The sequence below is a fragment of the Streptomyces sp. NPDC033177 genome, assembly GCF_055577715.1.
The window spans coordinates 127,094-148,483 of sequence record NZ_JBVIPS010000012.1 but is presented as its reverse complement, the minus strand read 5'-3'; the positions used below and the strand labels follow the sequence as shown (position 1 = coordinate 148,483).

Here is a 21,390-nt window from a genome sequence, read left to right as displayed (position 1 = left end):
ATTCCTGATGGCCGCTCTCGCACTGCTCGGCCCCGGCGGGCCTCCCAGGCTTCGACGACCGCGTCGGACTCCGTCCGCCGACCGTGTCCGAACGGCCGGACCAGACACGAGCCCGTTCCGACCGCGACGGGCTCAACAGGCGCCGACCCACTCCTCCTGACCGTCGGAGAATCGTTGGTGCTTCCAGATCGGTACCTCGTGCTTGAGGTCGTCGATCAGCTTGCGGCAGGCGGCGAAGGCCTCCGCGCGGTGCGGGCAGGAGACCGCCACGACGACCGCGAGGTCGCCCACGGCCAGGTCGCCCACGCGGTGGACGGCGGCGAGGGCGCGCACCGGAAATTCGGCGACGACCCTCTCGGCCACTCGGCGCATCTCGGCCTCGGCCGTCGGATGGGTCGAATAGCCGAGCTCGTCGACGTCCGCGCCGCCGTCGTGATTGCGCACGGTCCCCACGAAGAGCGCCGTGCCGCCCGCGGCGTCGTCACCGACCGCCCGGAAGACCTCGTCCAGGGAGAGCGGTGCGTCACGGATCGCGAGAAGCCTGATGGGGTCCTGTGCGGCCTGCTCGCCGGGGTGGTCGTTCGTGGTGCGTGCCATGCGGCCATGGTGCCGCACGGCACGGACATCACGGAATAGCGCTTTCGCCCGGCACGCGCGCGTGCCGCGTTGGAGCTCTCTACAGGCCCACGGCCGGGCCCGGGGTACGTCTCAGATCCGGCGCCGCGCCTTCCGGGCGCGCCGCACCACAGCGGCGGCGCCCAGCAGAGCGACCGTCGCACCCGCGGCACCCGCTGCCGTCGCGTCCTTGCGGCCGAGCCTGCGTCCCGCGACGGTACGGCGGCCCGCGACCTCCTCAAGGAGCTCCCCGAGGACCTCCTCGTTGGTCCACTGCGGGCGCCAGCCCGCGTCGTGCAGCCTGCTGACGCTGACCACCCACGGGTACATCGTGTACGCGAGGTCACCGGCCGGGGACGGGGTGAGACCAATGCGGTGCAGCCGCGCCGCCGCGCCCAGGGCGACCGTGGAGGGCAGCTCCATGCGCCGGATCTCGCTGAGCTCCTCGACCTCTTCCTGCTCCAGCCAGCCGTCGCAGCCGACGGCCAGCTCCCCGTCGACCTTCTCCAGGACGGCGTACTCCAGGGCGCTGCACAGGTCCTCGACGTGGCAGAACTGCCAGGCGGGGCGGGATCCCGCCACCACGAGCAGACGGGGCGACTCGAAGTACCGCGTGAGCGCGGTGTCCGTGCCGCCCACCAGGATCGCGGGCCGCACCACGGTGACGTTCAGGCCGGGGTGGGCCCGGGGAGCGCGCCGGGCGAGGCGCTCGACCTCCAGGAGGTCGCCGACACCGGTGGCCTCCGCGGTGGCGCGCAGTTCGGCGTCTTCGGAGAGGGGCAGTTCGTTGTCGTCCAGCGCTCCGTAGACCATCGCCGACGTGCAGAGCACGACACGGTGGACGCCGGCCGCCGCAGCGGCCGTCAGCACGGTCTGTGTGCCCCGCACGTTGTACGCCGTACGGGCCGCGGGGTCCGACTCCAGGTCGAGATCGAGCGCGAGGTGGACCACGACGTCCGCGCCCCGCAGCTTCTCGGCGATGGCCGGGTCCCTGACGTCCAGGATGTGCCACTGAGCCTCGGCGCACTCGCCCCGCCGCTCGTCGATGGCCACGACCTGCTTGATCTCCTCGGACGCGGCCAGGCGCTCGGTCAGCAGCGCGCCCACGCCGGAGGCGGCGCCGGTGACGGCGACCACGGGCCCGCGGACCGGGGCCGGTGTAGAAAGGTTTCGCGCTGCGCGAACCTGTGGATCTGGGGAACTCACCAGGCGTCTCCAGCGGTTGTCTTCAGTAGATACGCGAATGACGCGTACGTACCAGGTGGCATCCATCCTGCCGCAGGCCATGCGTCGGCGGAGCACTGAGGCCCGATCCCGTCACGGTGTCTACGCTGGGTGGTGTTGTAGGGCAGCCGCCGCCGGAACCGTACCGGCGGCCTGACGAGCCGAGGAATCCCGTGAGTGACACCCCATTCGGATTCGGCCTTCCGCCGGAGGAGCCGGAGAACGGCGACGAGGGCAAGAAGAAGGACACCCCCGGAGGGGGACAGGGCGGAGGACAGGGCTCCGGTGGCCCCTCGAACCCCTTCGGCTTCGGCGGCCTGCCCGGCGCTGGCGGCCCTGGCGGTGACAACCCCTTCGCCGCGATGTTCGGGTCGATGAACCCGAACGACCTGGGCGCCGCGTTCCAGCAGCTCGGCCAGATGCTCTCGTACGAGGGCGGTCCGGTGAACTGGGACATGGCCAAGGACATCGCCCGTCAGACCGTCTCCCAGGGGACGTCCGACGGCACCAAGGACGCGAGCGTCGGTCCCGCCGAGCGCGGCGCGGTCGAGGAGGCCATCCGCCTCGCCGACCTGTGGCTCGACGACGCGACGTCGCTGCCGTCCGGCTCCGGCGTGGCCGTGGCCTGGAGCCGCGCCGAGTGGGTCGAGGCGACCCTCCCGGTGTGGAAGGAACTGGTCGACCCGGTCGCCGAGCGCGTCGGCCTCGCCATGGGTGACGTGCTCCCCGAGGAGATGCAGGCCATGGCGGGCCCGCTGATCGGGATGATGCGCTCCATGGGCGGCGCCATGTTCGGCCAGCAGATCGGCCAGGCCGTGGGCGTGCTCGCGGGCGAGGTCGTCGGCTCCACGGACATCGGCCTGCCGCTCGGCCCGGCAGGCAAGGCCGCCCTTCTTCCGGTGAACGTCGAGGCCTTCGGCAAGGACCTGGGCGTCCCCCAGGAGGAGGTCCGGCTCTACCTGGCGCTGCGGGAGGCCGCCCACCAGCGGCTCTTCGCACACGTGCCGTGGCTGCGCTCGCACCTGTTCGGCGCGGTCGAGGGGTACGCCCGCGGCATCAAGGTCGACACCGCCAAGCTGGAGGACGTGGTCGGCCAGCTCGATCCGCAGAACCCCGAGCAGCTGCAGGAAGCGCTCCAGCAGGGCATGTTCCAGCCGGAGGACACCCCCGCGCAGAAGGCCGCCCTGGCCCGCCTGGAGACGGCTCTCGCGCTCGTCGAGGGCTGGGTGGACGCGGTCGTGCACGCCGCGGCCAAGCCCCGCCTGTCGTCCGCCGACGCCCTGCGCGAGACGCTGCGCCGGCGCCGCGCGTCGGGCGGCCCCGCCGAGCAGACCTTCGCCACGCTCATCGGCCTTGAGCTGCGTCCGCGGCGGCTTCGGGACGCCTCGCGCCTGTGGGCCTCGCTCACGGACGCGCGCGGCGTGGACGGCCGTGACGGCCTGTGGGCCCACCCGGACATGCTGCCGACGGCCTCGGACCTGGACGACCCGGACGGCTTCGTGCACCACGAGCAGCTGGACTTCTCCGAGCTGGACAAGATGCTCGGCGAGGCAGCGGGCGGCAACGCCGGGAAGCCGGACCTGAAGAAGGACACCGGGGCGGCCGAGGCCGAGGCCACCGAGGAGACCGACGACAAGGGCGACGACGAGAAGTGAGCCTGTACGACGACACGGTCCTCGTGCTGAAGGGTTACGAGGCCCAGGAAGAGCTGCGTCAGTACTACCTGGACCACCTGACCGCCCACCCCGAGAACGGCATGTGGAAGGCGTGCACGGACGGCCATGTGACGGCCAGCGCCCTGGTGATCGACCCGGAGCGCGGGCGCGTGCTGCTGACCCTGCACAAGAAGCTGCGGATGTGGCTGCAGATGGGCGGCCACTGCGAGCCGGGTGACCCGACCCTGGCCGCGGCGGCGCTGCGCGAGGCCACGGAGGAGTCGGGTGTGCCGGGCCTGACGCTGCTCTCCGGGGGCCCCGTCCGGCTGGACCGCCACCCGATCCCGGGGCCCTGCACGCAGCACCTCGACGTGCAGTACGCCGCCCTGGCCCCGCAGGACGCCGTCGAGACGATCAGCGACGAGTCACTGGACCTGCGCTGGTTCGCCTACGACGAGGTGGCGGGGGTGGCGGACGAGTCGGTGGTGCGCTTGGTGGAAGCAACAAGGGCGCGACTTTAAGAACGTCCCTCAGGGGCGCCCCGTAAGGGGCGCGGGAAACTGCGCGCTCAGCCACAGCCGACCCGCAGTCTCCCGCGCTCCTGTCACCGCTCCCGCCCCCCGCGTAGGGGCTAGCTCCAGACGTTGCCCTGGTTCTGCCCCCGGGCCCCCTGCTGGCCCATGCCGTACTGAGCCCTGGCGCCCTGCCCGATGACCGCGTTCTGGGGCGGCAGCAGCTCGCTCGGCTGGACGAGGGCGTAACCCTGGCCCATGAAGCTGAGCTCCCAGCCCTCACCGGTGTTGCCGCGGCGGCGCCACACTCCGGAGGAGTGCGTCTGGGCCTGCATCTGCACCCGCAGCCCGTTGGACCAGGCGACGATCGCGTCGGCGTCGGCGTTCACGTACTGATCGGGCGTGACCTGCAGCATCAGCGGCTGCCCCGAGGTCATCAGGGCGACCTTGCCGCGGCCCGTGATGTTGAGCTGGTACTTGCCGGATCCGGAGATGCCGTACTGGCTGTCCACGGCGATGACCTGGTGGGTCAGCGACGAGTCGAGCGCGAGGACATAGCTGCTGTCCACGGTCAGGCCGTCCTGGTCCACATCCACCAGGTGGATGTACTGGGCGAGGTTGGCGAGATAGACCGTGCCCTGACCGTGGCAGCGCATCAGGTCCAGGCCCTCGCCCGTGTGCGCACGGGCCCGCTGGTTGCCCTGGCTCTGATACTCGGCGTCGAACTCGATCAGACCCTGATAGGCGACCATCGCGCCCTTGCGGGCCAGGATGTCGTCGTGGCCCGCGAGGGCGACCCGCAGCAGCTGCGGGTTCTGGACGGTGTAGCGCTCCTGAGTCTGCTGCTCGGTGTGCGCGAAAAGTGGGCTCTGCATGATGTGTTGCTCCCCCTCAGCCCCGAGCTCGGAGACGGTCGGTGCTGTCCTCGCTGGGCTGTACGACGACGATGCCCTCCCCGGAGAAGCCCATCTGGTAGGCCTCGCCACTGCCGCGCCCGATGAGCGAACCGGCCTTGAAGCTGCGCTTGCCCTTCACCTTGAGGTTCGGGGACCAGGCGATCAGGGCGTCCGGGTCGACGTACGTCTCGTCGTCGCCGCGACCGCAGTCGACGACGACCGGGGTGCCGCGGGAGGTCAGCGCGACCCAGCCCTGGCCGGAGATCTTGATGTTCCACAGGCCCTGGCCGGCGAACTTGGCGAGACCCTTGACCCGCTCGACGCCCCACTGGAGGTTCGCGTCGAAGGCCAGCAGGTTCGTGCCGTTCACCGAGAGCGAGTCGCCCGCCAGATTGATGACGACGACGTCGGCTCCGTAGTCGGCGAGATAGAGCAGGCCGTCTCCGGAGCACTTCATCAGAGGTGCGCCTTCGCCGGTCATCCACTCCCGCGCGATCTGCCGCACGGCGGGCGGATTGGGCTCGTACTGCACGAACCCTTCGTAGGCGACCATCGAGCCCACGCGCGCGAGGAGGTCGTTTCCGGTCTGCATCGCCACCTTGACCATGTGGTGGCCGTGGTTCTCCATACGGGCGGCGACGGGCGCGGGGGCGAAGCCCGCGAGTTGCTGATTCATGACGGGCTCCCTCAGACCTCGAACGGCTGGACGATGATGAAGTTGCCGGGAGCGCCCCGGAACTGCAGGTTCACGCTCTCCCCCGTGGAGCCCGCGGACGCGTTGGCGCGCAGCCGCACCTGGCTGGAGACGATCGCCTGGGACGCGGCCGACCAGGCGACCACGGCGTGGCAGTCGGCGAAGGTCGTCGGGGTGACGGGCAGGACGACGGGCACACCGTGCGTCTTGACGATGACCGTGCCGGTGCCCTGGAACTGCATCACGAACAGCGCGCCACCGGGGATGCCGTGGCCCTCGATCCTGCGGACCTCGTGCTGGAGGGACTCGTCGAACGCGAGGACGTTCTCCGCGGAGACACAGATCGCGTCGCCCTGGAGTTCGATGGGGTGCAGATGCGTGGCTTCCTCGGCGAGGAAGACCTGGCCGCGGCCGGAGCAGCGCATGAGCTGCATCTCCTGGCCGGTCGAGTTGCCCACGACCCGGCCGGCGAAGCCCGCGCCCTTGTAGCTGAACTCGACCTTGCCCTGGTAAAGCACCATGCTGCCCTGCCGGGCGAGCACTGCCTGCTCGCTGACGCCGAGGTCGACGCGGATCATCTTCTCGTTCTGCTGCGTCCAGCGCTGCCCGGTGGGGGCCTCGCGGTACGCGGCGAGAGCCGCCGCCACGCCGCCGGGCTGCGGGGCGCCCTGGGGGGCGCCTGCTCCGTACGGGGACGGGGCTGCGGGCTGGCCGGGGAACTGACCGGGGGGCTGTTGACCGTAGCCGGGAGGCATCGGGGCGCTCGGCTGCTGACCGTAACCGGGCGGCAGGGGCGCCGACTGGCCGGGGACCTGGCCGAACTGCGGCTGCTGCGGAGGCTGCTGCTGGCCGGACTGCCCGTACGGGGCGGGGGCCGGCGGGGGCGGGACCGTGCCGCCCTGCGGCGGGGTCATCGGCGCCACGATGGTCTGCGCGGCGTGCACCGAGGGGTCCGCGGGCGCTGGGGCCGGTGGCGCGAAATTCTGGGCAGGGGCCGGGGCTTGAGCCGGGGCGGGTGCAGGAGGCGGGGTCTGCGCGGGTGCGGCGGGCGCGCCGAACGCGGGCGGGGCGGCGGCCTGGCCGGGCGGGGCGAAGGCCGGGGCGCCGGTGGCCTGCGGTGCCTGCGGCTCGGGCTCCTCCTCGGCGACCTCGCCGCCGAAGTTCTTCAGGAGAGCGTCGAGACCGCCGTCGAAGCCCTGGCCGATCGCGGCGAACCGCCAGACGTCCTTCATGTAGAAGTCGCCCAGCATCACGGCTCGCTCCGTGGAGAACTCCGCGCCGTTGAAGGAGTAGCGGGCCACTTCCTCGCCACCCGCGACGATCCGGATGTACCCGGGGGCGACCTGCGACATCTGTCCGGCGCCGTCGATCGTCGCGGTGAACGACAGCTTCGTGATCTGCGGCGGGATCCGGTCGAGCGTGACCCGGAAGGATTCCGTGTCACCGGCCTGCGCGCCGAGGAGCTGGATGGACTCCTCGGGCGACTTCGGCTGGTTGAAGAAGATGAAGTAACTGTCGTCCGACAGGCGCTCGTCCGCGTCGAGGCCGAAGCAGCTGATGTCGAAGCTCAGTCCGGGGGCGGAGATCTGCACACCTACGTACAGATCGGTACCCGCGGTGAGGTCACTGATCTTGGCCTTGTGGCCGCGTTGGAATTCCCTGGCCATACGTAACGACCGTCCCCCATCCCGAATGTAAATGCGTCGCGCCAGGCTAACCGCAATCCGCGACAGCGGACCAAGCCGGTACAGACCCGGTACACAACCACCGCGCGCGACGGAAGATCACTCGTCGCGGGCAGCCGGCAGATGGGGCAGGCGGTCGGCCGCGACCACACCTTCGAGGTACCCGCGAGCCCGTTCCGTCCTGGGGTACGCCTCGAGGAGCTGCCAGAAGTTGGGGCCGTGCCCGGGGACGAGGAGATGCGCGAGTTCGTGGACGAGGACGTAGTCGACGACGTACTCGGGCATTCCCTGGAGCCGGTGCGAAAGGCGGATGCTGCCTTCCGACGGGGTGCACGAGCCCCATCGGGTGTTCTGGTTCGTGACCCAGCGAACGGACGTGGGCCTCGCCCGGCCGTCGAAGTACTGCTCGGAGAGTCGCTCGGCGCGCTCGGCGAGCTCCGCGTCGCCGAGGACCCGCTTGCTCTCCTGGGCCGCGAGCTTGTCGAGCATGACGTTGACCCAGCGCTGTTCCTCGGCCTCGGACATCCGGGCGGGGATGAGCACGACGGTGCGATCGCCCTCTCGGTACGCGGAGACCGTTCTGCGGCGGCGGGCGCTCCGTCTGACCTCGACCGCGCTCGCCACCGAGCCGGGTGACGGCGGGCTGGTCATGCTGCGCTGTGGGTTTCCGGCGCGGTGCAGTGGGTCGGCGGGCACGCCACGACGTTACCCGTTGGACGTGGGGGAAGTCCCGCCTCCGGGACGGTTCGGCGGGGTATCGCTCCCCGTGCGATCGATTAGTACGACGAATACCCCCCGCCTGTGGACAACGCTGCGCGGCTGTCCGCCGAGCCGGGCATTCTGGCTGTCGACCGGTGCTGCGGACGGGGACAGCGCCGGAGAATGACGGGGGACGAAGGCCATGCATCCGATCTTGAAACCGGCGCTGCGGCGCGGCTGGCGCGATCTGAACACGATCCAGTTCGGCGTGGCGCCCGCCCATGCCCTGGTGCTCGGCCCGGTGGACACGGCGACGGGCAGCTTCCTCCAGCTCCTGGACGGGACACGCGGGCTGCCGCTCCTGCGCGACGAGGGCAAGCGGATGGGGCTGCCCGACGAGCACGTGGACAAGCTCGTGCGGCGACTGTCCGCAGCCGGGCTCCTCGACGACGCGACGGGCGGCGGCGCGGCGGCCGACGCCCTGCGCAAGAGGACAGCGGCCATGGACCGGCTGCGTCCGGATCTGGCCTCCCTGTCGGTCGTGACTCCCGGGCCGGGTGACGGGATGCGGAAGCTGGCGGCGCGTCGCGCGATGCGGGTGCAGGTCCGGGGGGCGGGCCGGGTGGGGGCGGTGGTGGCCGCGGTCCTCTCCGGGGCGGGCGTGGGGCAGGTCGACGTGATGGAGGGAGGAGTCGTCGAACCCTGGGACGTGGCGCCGGGCGGCCTGCCCGCGGAGGCGGTCGGCGACCGCAGGGACACGGCGGCGCGGCGGATCGTGCGGCAGTCGGCTCCGGACCGCCCGCCACGGCGCAACCGGAAGGAGGCTGGCTCGCCGCGCGAACCGGCCGAAGGTGATCCGGGGCTTGCTCTCGTGATCATCGCCCCGCGGGACGGGCTCGACGTCCACGCGCCCGACCCGCGTACGGCCGAGGCGCTCGTCACATCGGGGACGCCGCATCTCTATGCGGGAGTGATGGAAGGAACCGGAGTGGTCGGTCCGCTCGTCCTGCCGGGGACGACAGCCTGCGCGAACTGTCTGGCACTGGATCGCGCCGACCGTGATCCGACCTGGCCGCGCCTGCTTGCGCAGTGGCGTTCGGGACGGGCACGTCATGTGCACGCGTGCGATCTGGCGCTGTCGACCACGGTCGCCGGCCTTGCCGCGGCGCATGCCCTGGCCTTTCTGGACGGGGCGGCACCGGCGAGCGCGGGTGCTCGCTGGGAGGCGTCCGTGCCCGGATTCGACTGGCACGCACGGCCGGTGCCACCGCATCTCACGTGCCCATGCGGGGCGGGTGTGGTGGATAAGGGGGAACACCCCGCCGGGGACAAAGAGCCGCACGACACAATGGCCGGGTAACCGCCTGCAAGGGCGTGGCTGTCTGGGACTTGGAGGGGCGCATGTCTGATCTTCCCCGGAAGGCGGTAACCCGTACCGCCAAACTGGCCGCGCTGCCACTCGGCTTCGCCGGGCGGGCGACCTGGGGGCTCGGCAAGCGGATCGGGGGCAAGTCGGCGGAGATCGTCGGCCGTGAGCTGCAGCAGCGCACGGCGGAGCAACTGTTCAAGGTGCTCGGCGAGCTCAAGGGCGGGGCCATGAAGTTCGGCCAGGCGCTGTCGGTCTTCGAGTCGGCGCTGCCCGAGGAGGTCGCGGGGCCGTATCGCGCCGCGCTGACGAAGCTGCAGGAAGCGGCCCCGCCGATGCCGACGCGCACCGTGCACGCCGTGCTCGCCGAGCGGCTCGGCGAGGACTGGCGCGAGCTGTTCCTGGAGTTCGAGGACAAACCGGCCGCCGCCGCCTCCATCGGCCAGGTCCACCGGGCGGTGTGGGCGGACGGGCGCGAGGTCGCGGTCAAGGTGCAGTACCCCGGGGCGGGCGAGGCGCTGCTCTCCGACCTGAACCAACTCAGCAGGTTCGCAAAGCTCCTGGGGCCGCTGATCCCGGGCATGGACATCAAGCCGCTCATCGCGGAGCTGCGCGACCGGGTGTCGGAGGAGCTCGACTACAGCCTGGAGGCCCAGGCTCAGCGCGCGCACGCCGAGGAGTTCGCGGACGATCCGGATGTCGTGGTCCCCGATGTGGTGCACCAGTGCGAGCAGGTCCTGGTGACCGAGTGGATCGACGGGATACCGCTCTCGGATGTGATCGCGGACGGTACCCAGGAGCAGCGGGACCGGGCGGGACAGCTCCTTGCCCGTTTCCTCTTCTCGGGTCCCGCGCGCACGGGCCTGCTGCACGCCGATCCGCACCCGGGCAACTTCCGGCTGCTGCCCGACGAGAAGGACGGCTGGCGGCTCGGGGTCCTGGACTTCGGCACGGTGGACCGGCTGCCCGGCGGGCTCCCCCCGACCATCGGCCGCTCCCTGCGGATGACGCTCGACGGCGAGGCCGACGCGGTCTACGCGATGCTGCGCGAGGAGGACTTCGTCCAGGAGTCCGTGGAGCTCGAACCGGACGCGGTGCTCGACTATCTGCTGCCGATCATCGAACCGATGCTGGTGGAGGAGTTCACCTTCACCCGCGGCTGGATGCGCGGACAGGCGGCGCGGGTGGCCGATCCCCGCTCCCCCGCCTACCAATTGGGCAAGCGGCTGAACCTCCCGCCGTCGTATCTGCTGATTCACCGGGTGACGTTGAGCACGATCGGGGTGCTGTGTCAGCTGGGGGCGACAGTGCGGATGCGGGACGAACTCGAGGAGTGGCTGCCGGGCTTTACGGAGGAGGAGCCGGAGGACGAGGCGGACCGCACCACGGGGTAGGACTCACCACCACGGGGAGTCGAGTCGTCCCTCGATGGCTCTGAGGTTCTCGCGGGCGCAGGAGTCGCAGAAGTAGCGTCTGACGCCGTTCTCCACGGAGCAGGTCCAGGTGGGCGGCGTGCCTTCCGCAACGGTGCCGCAGCGGGAACACACGAGATTCTCGGCATTCTCGCTGCCCGAGGGCTGAGGAGTCTGCTGGTCCACCCGGCGACCCTATCGCCGCTCCCGGAGGTTCGCCCGGCACAACGCACCGCGGGGGCCGGTCCGTTCGGACCGGCCCCCGCGGGCATCGTGATGTAGCTCGGTCAGCGCGTCGGCCGACTCGTCACTGCATGACGGCGATGGCGAGCGCGCGCCTGGCGCGCAGCGACGCGCGCTCGGCGCGGCGCTGCATCCGGCGGGCAGCCATCAGGCGAGCGGCCGGGCGCTGGGCCTCGGCCTCACGCATGCGTTCGTGCATATGCGCACGAGCCAGGGCTTCTGGGATGAGTTGCATCTCGCGGGTCCTGTTCTGACGCGAGTCGTTCGCGCCGGTGGTGGTGAAGTCCGGGGTGGCGGAGCCTGCGGGCTCGGCGGTGGCTGCCTTCATCGGGGCCTGCTTCTTGGGGTCGTGCGTCAGGGGGCGATCGATCGTTCCGATGGCGTTCATGCGGCAACAACCGGGTTCTTGCGCGGACGGCCACGCGGCCGCTTGCGGGCAACGACGACACCCTGGACGAAGAGCTCGCCGCCCCAGACGCCCCACGGCTCACGCCGCTCCTTGGCGCCGGCCAGGCAGGCCTCCATCAGCGGGCAGGTACGGCAGAGGGACTTGGCGTACTCGACGTCGGCGGGCGACTCGGCGAAGAAGACCTCGGGGTCGTAGGCACGGCAGGGGACGGGTACGCCGAGGTTCTCGATGGCGTCGTCGAGCGCGGTGAGCGCGGTCAGGGGAGTCAAGGTCGGGTCCTCCGTGGGAGCGGGCGGGGGGAGAGTCTCTGAAGGCGGTACGGACGGGGCGTGCGCTTCGAGTTGCACGGTGGTGTTTTCCTCGTCTGGTCGTGCCGGCCTGGGTCGGCCGGTTGGCGGCTGGTACCGGGTCTTGCTCGGCCCCTTCGCTCCGTCATCCCGTTTTGGGGAAAACAGAAGGGCCGCGGATCCCGGGTGGGGTTCCGCGGCCCTGAAGGCGCCGGTCTGATCGAGGATCAGACTGGATCACTCCAGGGTTCGAGCCCACGGAAGGCCCACATCGTGTGGTGCTGCGTCGTCTGCTTCTTGGATCCGGCACCGGCTGCGGCAAAGGCATAGGCCTGCGCCTGTGCCGTCACTACTGCTTCCGGTGCCTTGGTCGCTCGCTCGCTGCCCTCATTGACCTCGCGCATCGGAAGAACGTTGAGAGCGATGCGAGCGGCGCGCGGGGACAGAGGCAGGGCAGAGAGCTCCGGACGGACAGCGGCGGCAGCGATGCCACCGGACAGACCGGTGCCCAGGTTCGAGAAGCCGAGCAGGCAGGAAGCGACGACCGAGCGATCGGTCATTTTCGCGGTGCTGATGAAGCTCTCGTTGATGCTGATCACTGGAATCGCCTCCTCTCGGCGTCTATGGGATCGGCGGACCGATCCTGCGGGCTATTAAGTACAGCACGGGGCGAGGGCTTCGGAGAAGCCGCCGTTCCCGTGCTTAAGAACCTATGGGTCTTCCTTGCGCATGCGCAAACTATTTTTTCGACGAGTTTGAATCAGTCGTCATCAGCGCCCCTTACATGCTCCTCACCTGCACAGATGGCGAGGACATCAGATCCGAAGCGGTTGAGCTTGCGCACGCCGACGCCCGGGATCCGGGCCAGCTCGCCCTCCTCGTCCGGTGCGGCCTCCGCGATGGCGATCAAGGTCTTGTCCGTGAACACGCAGTAGGCGGGCTGTCCGAGGAGCTCCGCCTGGCCCGAGCGCCACTCCCGCAGGCGTTCGTAGAGCCCTTCGTCCATGTCGGACGGGCAGTCCTCGCAGCGCATCAGTTTCATCTCACCCGCGTCGGTCAGGGACCGCCCGCAGACCCGGCACCGGGCCGGGGACCTGCTCGTCCGCCGGCGGCTCCTGGCGCCGCCCCCGCCCTCCTCGCCACCGCTGCCGCTGCCGCGCTCGACGCCGCCGGGCCCACCGGCCGCGGCACGGGCTCCGGCGCCCGCCCCCGAACCAGGTCGCAGCCCGTCGAGGAAGCGGCTGGGGCGGCGTCCCCCGCGGCCTCCCGGCGAGCGCGACAGCGCCCAGGAGAGGGAGAGGTGAGCACGCGCCCGGGTGACGCCCACGTACAGGAGGCGGCGCTCCTCCTCGACCTGCTCGTCGGTCTTGGCGTACGTGATCGGCATCATGCCCTCGGCGAGACCGACCAGGAAGACGGCGTCCCACTCCAGGCCCTTGGCGGCGTGCAGCGAGGCGAGGGTGACGCCCTCCACGGTCGGCGCGTGCTGGGCGTTCGCGCGCTCGTCGAGCTCCCCCACGAGGTCGGAGAGCGTCGCGCCGGGCTTGGCCCGCGCGAAGTCCTCGGCGAGGCGCACCAGGGCCGCCAGGGACTCCCAGCGGTCGCGGGCCGCGCCGGAGCCCGCCGGGGGCTGTGTCGTCCAGCCCTTCGTGGAGAGGACGGCCCGCACCTGCGAGGGCAGGTCGACGACGTCGTCGAGCAGGGAGTCGTTGCCCCCGAAGCGGGCCGCGCCGCGCAGCGCGGCGCCCGCCTCCCTGACCTCGGTGCGCTCGAAGAACCGCTCGGCGCCCCGCAGCTGGTAGGGCACACCGGCGTCGGCGAGCGCCTGTTCGTAGATCTCGGACTGGGAGTTCGTGCGGAACAGGACAGCGATCTCGCTCGCCGGGACGCCGTCGGCGATTAGGGCACGGATGCGGCGGGCAGCGCCCTCGGCCTCGGCGGGCTCGTCCGCGTACTCCGTGTAGAAGGGCTCTGCCCCGGCGTCGCGCTGGGAGATCAGTTCGAGGCGATGGTCCGCGGCGCGGCCACGGGCCTGGGAGAGCAGGCCGTTGGCGAGGTGGACGACCTGGGGCGTGGAGCGGTAGTCCCTGACGAGCTTGACGACCGTCGCCCCGGGGTGGCGGGTGCGGAAGTTCAGCAGGTGGTCGGGGGTCGCACCGGTGAAGGAGTAGATCGTCTGGCTGGCGTCGCCGACGACGCAGAGGCTGTCGCGGTCGCCGAGCCACAGCTCCAGGAGGCGCTGCTGGAGCGGGCTGACGTCCTGATACTCGTCGACCACGAAGTGCTGGTACTGGGCGCGGACCTGGTCGGCGATGTCGTGGCGGTCCTGGAGGATGCCGACGGCCAGGAGCAGGACGTCCTCGAAGTCGATGACGGAGCGATCGCGCTTGAGGGCCTCGTACGCGCCGTAGATCTGGGCGATCTCCGCCGCGTCCCGGGGGATGAGGCGGCCGGACTTGGCGGCGGCGGCAGCGTAATCGGCGGGGACGGTCTGGGTGACCTTGGACCACTCGATCTCGCTCGTCACGTCGCGCAGCTCATTGCGGTCGAGGCGGATGCGGGACGCGGCCGCCGCGTCCGCGACGAGCTTGATCTTGCGGTCGACGATCCGGGGGAGCTGGCCACCGACGGCTTTCGGCCAGAAGAACTGGAGCTGGCGCAGGGCGGCGGAGTGGAACGTGCGGGCCTGGACCCCGGAGGCGCCGAGCTGGCGCAGGCGCCCGCGCATCTCGCCCGCCGCGCGGTTGGTGAACGTGACGGCGAGCACGCTGGCCGGCTGGAGGATTCCGGCACGCACGCCGTAGGCGATCCGGTGCGTGATCGCCCGGGTCTTGCCCGTGCCGGCGCCCGCCAGGACACACACCGGCCCGTGCAGGGCGGTGGCCACCTCGCGCTGCTCGGGATCGAGCCCGGCGAGCACCGCGTCGGCAGAGTCCGGGACCTGCGGGAAGAGGGTGGAGTGCGTTGCTGCTGTCACCCCGCCATGCTGCCAGGTCGCCGGAGGCGCGTGAGCCGGTTGTCCACAGGGAGGCCGGTGCGGTCGTACTAATGCGGGAATGGTGGCCGGGTCACGTACGTTCAGGTCATTGCGATGACGCACCCGAGCAACAAAGGAGCGCGAGACACATGCCGGGCACTGTGACGATGTACAGCACCACGTGGTGCGGCTACTGCCGCCGGCTCAAGGGCCAGATGGACCGCGAGGGCATCACGTACAACGAGATCAACATTGAGCACGACCCGGACTCCGCGGCCTTCGTCGAGAAGGCGAACGGCGGAAACCAGACGGTTCCCACGGTCTTGGTTGTTCCCACCGATGGTACGCCGGACGTCGTCATGACGAACCCCTCCCTTGCCCAGGTGAAGCAGGCTCTAGGGGCCTGACTGGTGCACGCCGACACAAGAGAGCCGTAGCCCAGGGTCCGGGGGCTACGGCTCTCGTATGTGTGTGGCCCTATCGCGGAACGGCCACCATGCGGCCCTGTACGCCGGGCAGACGGCTGCTCACGCGGCAGGGTGACGGGCTGCTCGATACTCCGCTGACAGCCGCTCACTGGTCTCGCACGGCAGGTTGGCATTTGCCCCGTCCGGGGCGAGAGCCAGGCAGGTGGGGCACTCTGTGCAGTGGCCCAGGAGTCGCGAGAACGCGACCTGTATCGGATCTTCGGTGAGCTGCTCGGGGATCACTGGGGACCCCCAAGGTTCACGTAGTGATCACTGAGTGAGACCGCCGACCGTGCCAGTCCCTGAGCGTGCGCGATCTGCTTCGGGAGATCGCTTCCGATGTCCGTGCGTAGCCGCATCCTGGCCTCAAACATGCAGGCCATGGCGCATGCGCGGGGAATGTCTTCCTTCGGGAGACGCTCCGTCAGCCTCTCTACGTCCGGGATCATCAACATGAGCATCCCCCGGAGAAGCAGAATGATCGTTTCCATCTCGTCCGGGTCGGTGACCTTGGCCGCGTCCCTGAGTACCTCGTTCGCCGAAACCCTGATCGTTTCGACGTCTACGGGCGCCCGTTCCGCCTTGCGTGCGTCGGTCCCCCGAGCTGTACCGTTCACCATGGTCGACTCCTAGCGTCGGCTCGCCGCCCGATCACGCTGCATGTGGTCGGGCGGTCCTGCGTTTGCCGACCGCGCGCGGGCGAGGGAGCTTCAGCCCGCGCGGGGCCGTAGATCGAGAGTCGACCCCTTGGACGGACGTATCTCCCCCGTGTGCAGGGACACTTGGGGAGTTCCGGCGCTACCGTGAAGACATCCCAAAAGTCTCGGGGGGAAGCCTTGAACACATCGCTACGGCAAGCTATGGATTCCGCCAATCAGTCCCCTCGCCGGTTGGCCGCGCGCATCGGGGTAACCGGGAAGACGATCGAGAGATGGCTGGCGGACGCTGATCTCGTGCCGCACCCTCGGAACAGGGAAGATGCTGCCCGCGCGTTGGGAGTAGATGAAGACATGTTGTGGCCTAAGGCGGTACGAGAGCGGATCAAGACGGGTGGTGATCTGGAGATCGTCCAGAGCTACCCGTACCGATCGGCTGCACCCTCGACCCTGTGGTCCAGCTTGATCGAAGAGACCCAAGATGATCTCTTCTTGAGCGGCTACACCAACTATTTCTTCTGGACCCAGGTCCCCACGTTCTCCGCCCTCTTGCGCCGGAAGACAAAGGCGGGTTGCCGCGTCCGCTTCCTCCTGGGGGACCCCGAGGGAGAGGTCACCCGGCAGCGGGAAGTCATCGAGGACGTGGCTCTGACGGTCTCCACGCGCATTCATATGACCCTTGAAGCGCTACGGCGTATCGGAGACTTGGACGGGCTAGAGGCTCGGTTCAGCGCTCCCGAGGATGCCGTCAACCACGTCTCCCTGTCGGTGTTCAGGTTCGATGAACACGCATTGGTAACCCCTCATCTGGCACGGCTAGTTGGGCATGACTCGCCCCTCATGCACTTGAAGCGGGTCAACGAAGGCGGCATGTTCGACCGCTTCTCTGAGCACGCAGAGGAACTTTGGAGCCGAGCCGTACCGATTGGCTGAACCCCTACAGGGAGGCTCCGGCAGACCCCCTGTGAGCCTCTGTGCCGCCCTATACGGGCACCGGGCCTCCCAGGGCCCCGCACCTGCTCCCACTCCGGTACGCGGACACAGGAAAGCCCCCAACTCAATTCGAGCCGAGGGCAGTTCCTCTGCGCGCGGGACGTACTGCCCCGTCTCACAGGTGCCGGTACAGGGTGGCGCGTGAGACACCTACAGCCTTAGCGATGGCACTGACACTTTCGCCCTTTGCGTGACGGGCACGAGCCGCAGCGATCTTGTCGTCATCCACCACGGTCGGGCGTCCGCCGTGGTTACCCTTGCGTGCTGCGGTATCCAGACCCTCTAGCGTCTTCTCTCGGATACCCTCGCGCTCCACCTCTGCGCTGACTGCCAGTACGGCAAAGACGATGGCACCGGCACCGTTCGGGTCGTACACACCTTGCAGCGGACCGGAGAGCAACTCCAGTTGGATTCCGTCCGTCTGGAGAGCAGACGAAAGGGTCATGAGTTCAGCCGCACTGCGGGCGAGACGCTTCATCTCGACCACGGTCAAGATGACTGGCTGTCCGGGCGCGGCAGTCCTGATCTCTCGGGCCAGGGTCAGGGCCTTGTCGAGTTCCGGCCGTTCCTTCACACGCGTACTGATCTTCTCCGAGAACACCCGTGTGCAGTCGGCACGGGCCAGTGCGTCCAACTGACTCTGGAGTTCCTGACCCACGGTGGAACACCGGGCGTAACCGATGCGGATAGCTGCACCCGTCGTCTCGGTAGCCACCGACAGGGACGTACCGGCTACCCACACCTTGCCGGGGCTGCGGTCGGACGGTGTCTTCACGGCTAGTTCGGCCTTGAGTGAGGGCACAAGAGCGAACCGTCCCGTGTGGTAGTTCGCTGCCACCTTGCCCGTGGTAGTCCGGCAGGGGCTACCTGCGGGAGCCTCGCACTTGGGGCAGTCATGGCGTTCCACCTGCGTAGCGTGCGTTGAGTTCGTCATGCGCCGACTGTCTCATAAACGCGTCTCATAAGCTAGAGAACGACATGGTCTTTTGAGACGGGTTATGAGACGCAAGAGCTAGGGCGAAACGGACACCACCCGGCGGCCCCTCAGGCGTCTCATAAACGATCGTTTGTGGACAGCCTGCCGAGACAACTCCGTCGGTGAGCGGGACGGTAGACGGAGCGGGGTGAGCTTGCTCGACCGCAGCCTGCCCGCGATCCACGGATGAGCCCTGCGGCGGGACGTCATGACGATGGGACGTCCGGGGTCGACTCTGAGCATTAGACGCAGAGGTAATTCCGAGACGGGCAACCGACGCTGACTGCTCCCCAGTGCCCGTGGAGAGCCTGCTACGCCCCGACGGGCAGTCAGGGACCCTCGCCGACAGAGAGGCACGCAGAGACGGCATTGACGCCTCCCCTGGGGTAAGGGTGCTCACTTGCCCGGCGGGACTGAATGGAGCGCATGCCGGTACGCCTTGAGGTGGACCCGAAAAGCAGAAAGGCCCCCCCTGTGGGGTATTTCCTGGGGGCGCCTCGCAGGGCGGAGCGGCGCGATCTAGCGACCAAAATCTGAGAAAGTCGCCTGTGACCTCGGTCACATCCGAAACCTCTGGGGTTGCCGGTTCGCGCTACCGAGTCTGTGTTCCGCCACGAACCGAACTTGCACCAGGACACTTGCAGGGGGTTAACACAGGCGGGTTTCCAAGGGTGTTCCGTTTGAACACCCCTGAGGTACCTATCCGATAGGCCCCACCCCTATTGACCTGCGCGAATTCCAGTCATCACAGCAGCCCGACGTGTTAGGCGAGTGGAAAGCACACATGATCATAAGAAGATGAACACTGCCTCGCGCGCATAGAGGCCAGTCAGCCACTCTGCCTAGCCTGACGGGCAATGTAGAACGGGCATTCGTCATCGTGGTGGATGAGCACCCCGAACACGTTGGGGTGCACTTCCTCGGTCGTCTGATAAGCCGGGCAGGAGTTACATGCATCCGGCTGCTCCGTGCCCACCAAGAGGCGTAGCGTGTCAGCAAGGGTCGGATTCTCTGGACGCGGTAACGGCTTGGGCTTGCTGGCTCGCCGTGGGTTGAAAGCGCTCATTGGTGCTCTTCCTCCTGTGACGACTAGCTGAATAAACCACTCTGTGTAACTGCTGAGTGTGGAGAACTGTGGAGACTCTCCACACTCAAAGCCCCCTCCCCCTCGAAAAAAGGCTCCTTCCGTAGAGGAGGCAAAGACGCCCGAAACGCTCTGAGCTGCGTATATATGTAAAAATTTACTTTCAAGGATGTCGTTTCTCAGAGGGGGAGCCGGGGGCGAGTGTGGAGAGCTCCACACTCCACACTCGGCTCCACACTCACTCAGGGCGTGAATTACCCGGAGTGAATACCACTGAACGTCCCCCTATCTGACTCACGATCCAGTCGTAATCCTCGGCAGCTGCAATTGCTTCCGGTAGCACGTACTTCCTGATCTTGGCGTCGAACTTCTGACCAAGCTGCCTCTTGGTCAGAGTTTGGTTCTCAGCCTCCCGGACATACCGCGCAACCTTCCGAGCAATTTCTTCGGTCTTCTCGGCCTTCTGAGACTCGCGCTCCTCCTTAGCATCTTCGATACGCAGAGCCGTTTTCACGTGGCGCTCAGATGCCTTTGCGGCCGATGCCTCCTCGGCCTTGGCCGCCTTTTCTGTCAGATACGCCACGATGTCGTTTCGCATCTCGCAAGAGGCGTCCCACATCATCTGCGCGAGAGCCCAATCATCTTCGGTTACTAGAGCGCGACCGTCCAACGCTGCGAGGAACGCAGAGTACTTGGCCATTGACGATGCCCAGTGGGAATCGAGGTTCGATACCTCGATCTCTCCACGGCTCACCTGATCGTGATTCGTGAATAGCATGTCCGAAATTGAGTCGACCACCTTGAACCCGCCAGCATCGTTGGCAACCTTTACCGGGTTGACCTTTAGCGGACCAGGCCACCTCACACGGGTACGCGGACGATTAGGGTCGACAACCGGCGCCCAGTGAAAACGGTGCGGCGTTCCGAGAGACGCCTCTGAAAGTAGGAAGTCGCAAGAATCAGGCTGACATCCCATAAGGAATCCAAGGCTGTACGACCCAGCCTTGACGTTGCGGGACGTTTCCGCCGATCCATTCGACTGGCCTAAACGTCCGCCACTCCACGCAGTGCGAAGTACAGACATCAGCGTGGACCCCGGACGCGTGGCGAGGGTATTAAAAGTGACCGCCTCATCCTCGTAGAAGAGCGCCCTAGATTCTGTCTGAGTCCTGACCTTGCGGGACTTCTCCTTACCGTTCTCGTCGGTATACGCCAAATCCTTCGTTCCCATATACGCCTCTGCCAGACCCTCGCCGGTACCGATACCGACTCCGTCCTTCTCGAATAAGGCGTCCCGGAGTAACTCTCCGGCGATACCATGACCGTCCGATTTACCCGTACCCGGCGCCCCGACCACGGCACAAAAGGAGTTGAGCGCCAACGGAGTTTTGATACCGGTGTCGATCCGCGTACCGGCCTTTACCATCGCGGCGAAACGAGCCAGTAATCCAGCGAGAACGAGATCACCCGACGACTGCCGTGCATGCGCAGCCTGCCGGATGTGAGTCAGGGAGGGACGTGCATCCCAGAATGTTTCGGGGAGCAGCCCCGGATTAGGCGTCTTCAGCCGCAGAGCCTTAAGACTCACCCGGCAAACGCACTTACGCCCGACAGGTGTATTGGCCTCTCGGAACAGCGCGCTGTCGTAAGCTCTGTCCCATTCGCTGCTTGCCGTCCTCAGCCCGTTTGAGCGCCTGTCGGATACTTGGGCTAGGAAAATTCCCTCGATGGTGTCGAGAGCCGTCTCAACACCCGTGTGGCCTTCCTGCCCTAAGCGAAAGAGGTGCGTCTGGACCTTAAGCATGTTGCCGTGACCGCCGACACTGAAGTCTGTGGTTTCGATAACGTGCATAACCCGGTCACAGATATCGCCCTGGTGCAGGGAGTCCAGCCAGCGTTGAGCCTTCTCAGAAGTGACAGGAGATACAGGAATCTCTGCGTCGCCCTCACTGAGTCGCGCAACCCACTTATCCGGGAGTGCGGGAATTTCGTCCCTGCGTGGGGCGCGACCCTCTACGTGATAGCCGTCGCCATCCTCATTCGGGTAATACCATTTTTCTTCCATGTCGTCGATGACAGATGGATAGCAAACGACGTAACGCCAACCCGCGTGGAGGAACTCAATACTCTCGGTCGGGTCTGACCAGGACTTACCCTCAGGGACGATGAAAAGGCGCTTCCCGCTTTTCTCAGGATTCCCGCGCTTACTGGAGATGGGTCCGCGCGGGAGAGCCCCTAACTCGTTTTCAAGCGCTAATAAGTCGTCGTACCCGTGCTTGTCTCCATAGGTATCAATATCCAGAGCGCCGACGAATGAGGCCAGCCGAACGGCTGTCTCTCCGGATGGATATTCCTGGTCTAACTCCTTCTGACGCTCTTCAGAAGCGTCTAACCCTAACTTCCCGGTCACACCCTTGGGTGGAGGGAACTTGCTTCCCTTCTTGAGCGGGATAGGGCTGCACCAGTCCGCATCCGCGTAGAAAAGGCGTCCCTCTGGATACCCCATGCGGTCCGGGCTACTTGTGTTCTCGTTCATTGCA

Annotated in this window: 20 protein-coding genes; 6 read left to right on the top strand and 14 right to left on the bottom strand. The window is 67.9% G+C overall.

The window, feature by feature from the left end; translation table 11 throughout:
• Positions 1-132 precede the first annotated feature (132 nt).
• Together ACZ5U5_RS35370 and ACZ5U5_RS35365 are read right to left on the bottom strand one after the other, a co-directional pair.
• The gene (locus ACZ5U5_RS35370) at positions 133-597 is read right to left on the bottom strand and encodes a molybdenum cofactor biosynthesis protein MoaE (RefSeq protein WP_469030122.1); all 465 of its coding nucleotides are present in this window, start codon (positions 595-597) and stop codon (positions 133-135) included.
• Positions 598-708: 111 nt separating this feature from the next.
• On the bottom strand, positions 709-1,821 hold the full coding sequence (locus ACZ5U5_RS35365) for an SDR family oxidoreductase (RefSeq protein WP_469030120.1): 1,113 nt from the start codon (positions 1,819-1,821) through the stop codon (positions 709-711).
• A gap of 191 nt (positions 1,822-2,012) precedes the next feature.
• On the opposite strand from ACZ5U5_RS35365, the gene ACZ5U5_RS35360 reads away from it, so the two are divergent.
• Both ACZ5U5_RS35360 and ACZ5U5_RS35355 read left to right on the top strand, forming a co-directional pair.
• On the top strand, positions 2,013-3,494 hold the full coding sequence (locus ACZ5U5_RS35360; protein WP_469030117.1) for a zinc-dependent metalloprotease: 1,482 nt from the start codon (positions 2,013-2,015) through the stop codon (positions 3,492-3,494).
• Positions 3,491-4,015 (top strand): NUDIX hydrolase, encoded by a 525-nt coding sequence (locus ACZ5U5_RS35355; protein ID WP_469030115.1) that lies wholly within the window; start codon positions 3,491-3,493, stop codon positions 4,013-4,015. Before ACZ5U5_RS35360 ends, ACZ5U5_RS35355 begins: the two co-directional genes overlap by 4 nt.
• Positions 4,016-4,125: 110 nt before the next feature.
• Here ACZ5U5_RS35355 and ACZ5U5_RS35350 read toward each other — a convergent pair whose 3' ends face one another.
• The 4 genes from ACZ5U5_RS35350 to ACZ5U5_RS35335 all read right to left on the bottom strand — a co-directional run bounded on the left by ACZ5U5_RS35350 (position 4,126) and on the right by ACZ5U5_RS35335 (position 7,977).
• On the bottom strand, positions 4,126-4,881 hold the full coding sequence (locus tag ACZ5U5_RS35350) for an AIM24 family protein (RefSeq protein ID WP_469030113.1): 756 nt from the start codon (positions 4,879-4,881) through the stop codon (positions 4,126-4,128).
• 16 nt (positions 4,882-4,897) lie between these two features.
• A complete protein-coding gene (locus ACZ5U5_RS35345) occupies positions 4,898-5,578 on the bottom strand; it encodes an AIM24 family protein (protein WP_453689865.1) in 681 nt (226 codons plus the stop codon).
• A gap of 11 nt (positions 5,579-5,589) precedes the next feature.
• Positions 5,590-7,263, bottom strand: a complete 1,674-nt coding sequence (locus ACZ5U5_RS35340) for a TerD family protein (RefSeq protein ID WP_469030110.1) — start codon at positions 7,261-7,263, stop codon at positions 5,590-5,592.
• A 117-nt stretch (positions 7,264-7,380) separates the two neighbouring features.
• Entirely contained in the window at positions 7,381-7,977 is a 597-nt protein-coding gene (locus tag ACZ5U5_RS35335) for a M48 metallopeptidase family protein (protein WP_363209155.1), read from the bottom strand.
• A 205-nt stretch (positions 7,978-8,182) separates the two neighbouring features.
• Here ACZ5U5_RS35335 and ACZ5U5_RS35330 point away from each other — a divergent pair, with 205 nt between their 5' ends.
• Together ACZ5U5_RS35330 and ACZ5U5_RS35325 are read left to right on the top strand one after the other, a co-directional pair.
• Entirely contained in the window at positions 8,183-9,340 is a 1,158-nt protein-coding gene (locus ACZ5U5_RS35330) for a ThiF family adenylyltransferase (protein WP_469030106.1), read from the top strand.
• A 41-nt stretch (positions 9,341-9,381) separates the two neighbouring features.
• Positions 9,382-10,740 (top strand): ABC1 kinase family protein, encoded by a 1,359-nt coding sequence (locus tag ACZ5U5_RS35325; protein ID WP_469030103.1) that lies wholly within the window; start codon positions 9,382-9,384, stop codon positions 10,738-10,740.
• A 3-nt stretch (positions 10,741-10,743) separates the two neighbouring features.
• On the opposite strand, the gene ACZ5U5_RS35320 is transcribed toward ACZ5U5_RS35325, so the two are convergent.
• From ACZ5U5_RS35320 to ACZ5U5_RS35300, 5 genes are all read right to left on the bottom strand, one after another.
• Positions 10,744-10,944 carry a hypothetical protein gene (locus tag ACZ5U5_RS35320; protein WP_451206458.1) on the bottom strand — a complete coding sequence of 67 codons (201 nt, stop codon included), beginning with the start codon at positions 10,942-10,944 and terminating at the stop codon, positions 10,744-10,746.
• Between the two features lie 121 nt (positions 10,945-11,065).
• The gene (locus ACZ5U5_RS35315; RefSeq protein WP_451206460.1) at positions 11,066-11,389 is read right to left on the bottom strand and encodes a hypothetical protein; all 324 of its coding nucleotides are present in this window, start codon (positions 11,387-11,389) and stop codon (positions 11,066-11,068) included.
• Positions 11,386-11,757, bottom strand: a complete 372-nt coding sequence (locus ACZ5U5_RS35310; protein ID WP_344522157.1) for a WhiB family transcriptional regulator — start codon at positions 11,755-11,757, stop codon at positions 11,386-11,388. Before ACZ5U5_RS35310 ends, ACZ5U5_RS35315 begins: the two co-directional genes overlap by 4 nt.
• Positions 11,758-11,924: 167 nt before the next feature.
• Positions 11,925-12,296, bottom strand: coding sequence for a hypothetical protein (locus ACZ5U5_RS35305; protein WP_469030097.1), 372 nt, complete (start codon positions 12,294-12,296; stop codon positions 11,925-11,927).
• A 161-nt stretch (positions 12,297-12,457) separates the two neighbouring features.
• The gene (locus ACZ5U5_RS35300; RefSeq protein WP_469030617.1) at positions 12,458-14,779 is read right to left on the bottom strand and encodes an ATP-dependent DNA helicase UvrD2; all 2,322 of its coding nucleotides are present in this window, start codon (positions 14,777-14,779) and stop codon (positions 12,458-12,460) included.
• A gap of 44 nt (positions 14,780-14,823) precedes the next feature.
• On the opposite strand from ACZ5U5_RS35300, the gene ACZ5U5_RS35295 reads away from it, so the two are divergent.
• A complete protein-coding gene (locus ACZ5U5_RS35295) occupies positions 14,824-15,081 on the top strand; it encodes a glutaredoxin domain-containing protein (protein ID WP_469030094.1) in 258 nt (85 codons plus the stop codon).
• Between the two features lie 299 nt (positions 15,082-15,380).
• Here the strand turns inward: ACZ5U5_RS35295 and ACZ5U5_RS35290 are convergent, their stop codons facing one another.
• Complete coding sequence (locus ACZ5U5_RS35290) at positions 15,381-15,761, bottom strand: DUF6415 family natural product biosynthesis protein (protein ID WP_469030091.1); 381 nt, start codon at positions 15,759-15,761, stop codon at positions 15,381-15,383.
• A 390-nt stretch (positions 15,762-16,151) separates the two neighbouring features.
• Here ACZ5U5_RS35290 and ACZ5U5_RS35285 point away from each other — a divergent pair, with 390 nt between their 5' ends.
• Positions 16,152-16,730, top strand: a complete 579-nt coding sequence (locus ACZ5U5_RS35285) for an XRE family transcriptional regulator (protein WP_469030615.1) — start codon at positions 16,152-16,154, stop codon at positions 16,728-16,730.
• Positions 16,731-16,905: 175 nt separating this feature from the next.
• Here the strand turns inward: ACZ5U5_RS35285 and ACZ5U5_RS35280 are convergent, their stop codons facing one another.
• Together ACZ5U5_RS35280 and ACZ5U5_RS35275 are read right to left on the bottom strand one after the other, a co-directional pair.
• The gene (locus ACZ5U5_RS35280; RefSeq protein WP_469030088.1) at positions 16,906-17,724 is read right to left on the bottom strand and encodes a recombinase family protein; all 819 of its coding nucleotides are present in this window, start codon (positions 17,722-17,724) and stop codon (positions 16,906-16,908) included.
• 1,364 nt (positions 17,725-19,088) lie between these two features.
• Positions 19,089-21,386 carry a bifunctional DNA primase/polymerase gene (locus tag ACZ5U5_RS35275; protein ID WP_469030085.1) on the bottom strand — a complete coding sequence of 766 codons (2,298 nt, stop codon included), beginning with the start codon at positions 21,384-21,386 and terminating at the stop codon, positions 19,089-19,091.
• Positions 21,387-21,390: the final 4 nt, after the last annotated feature.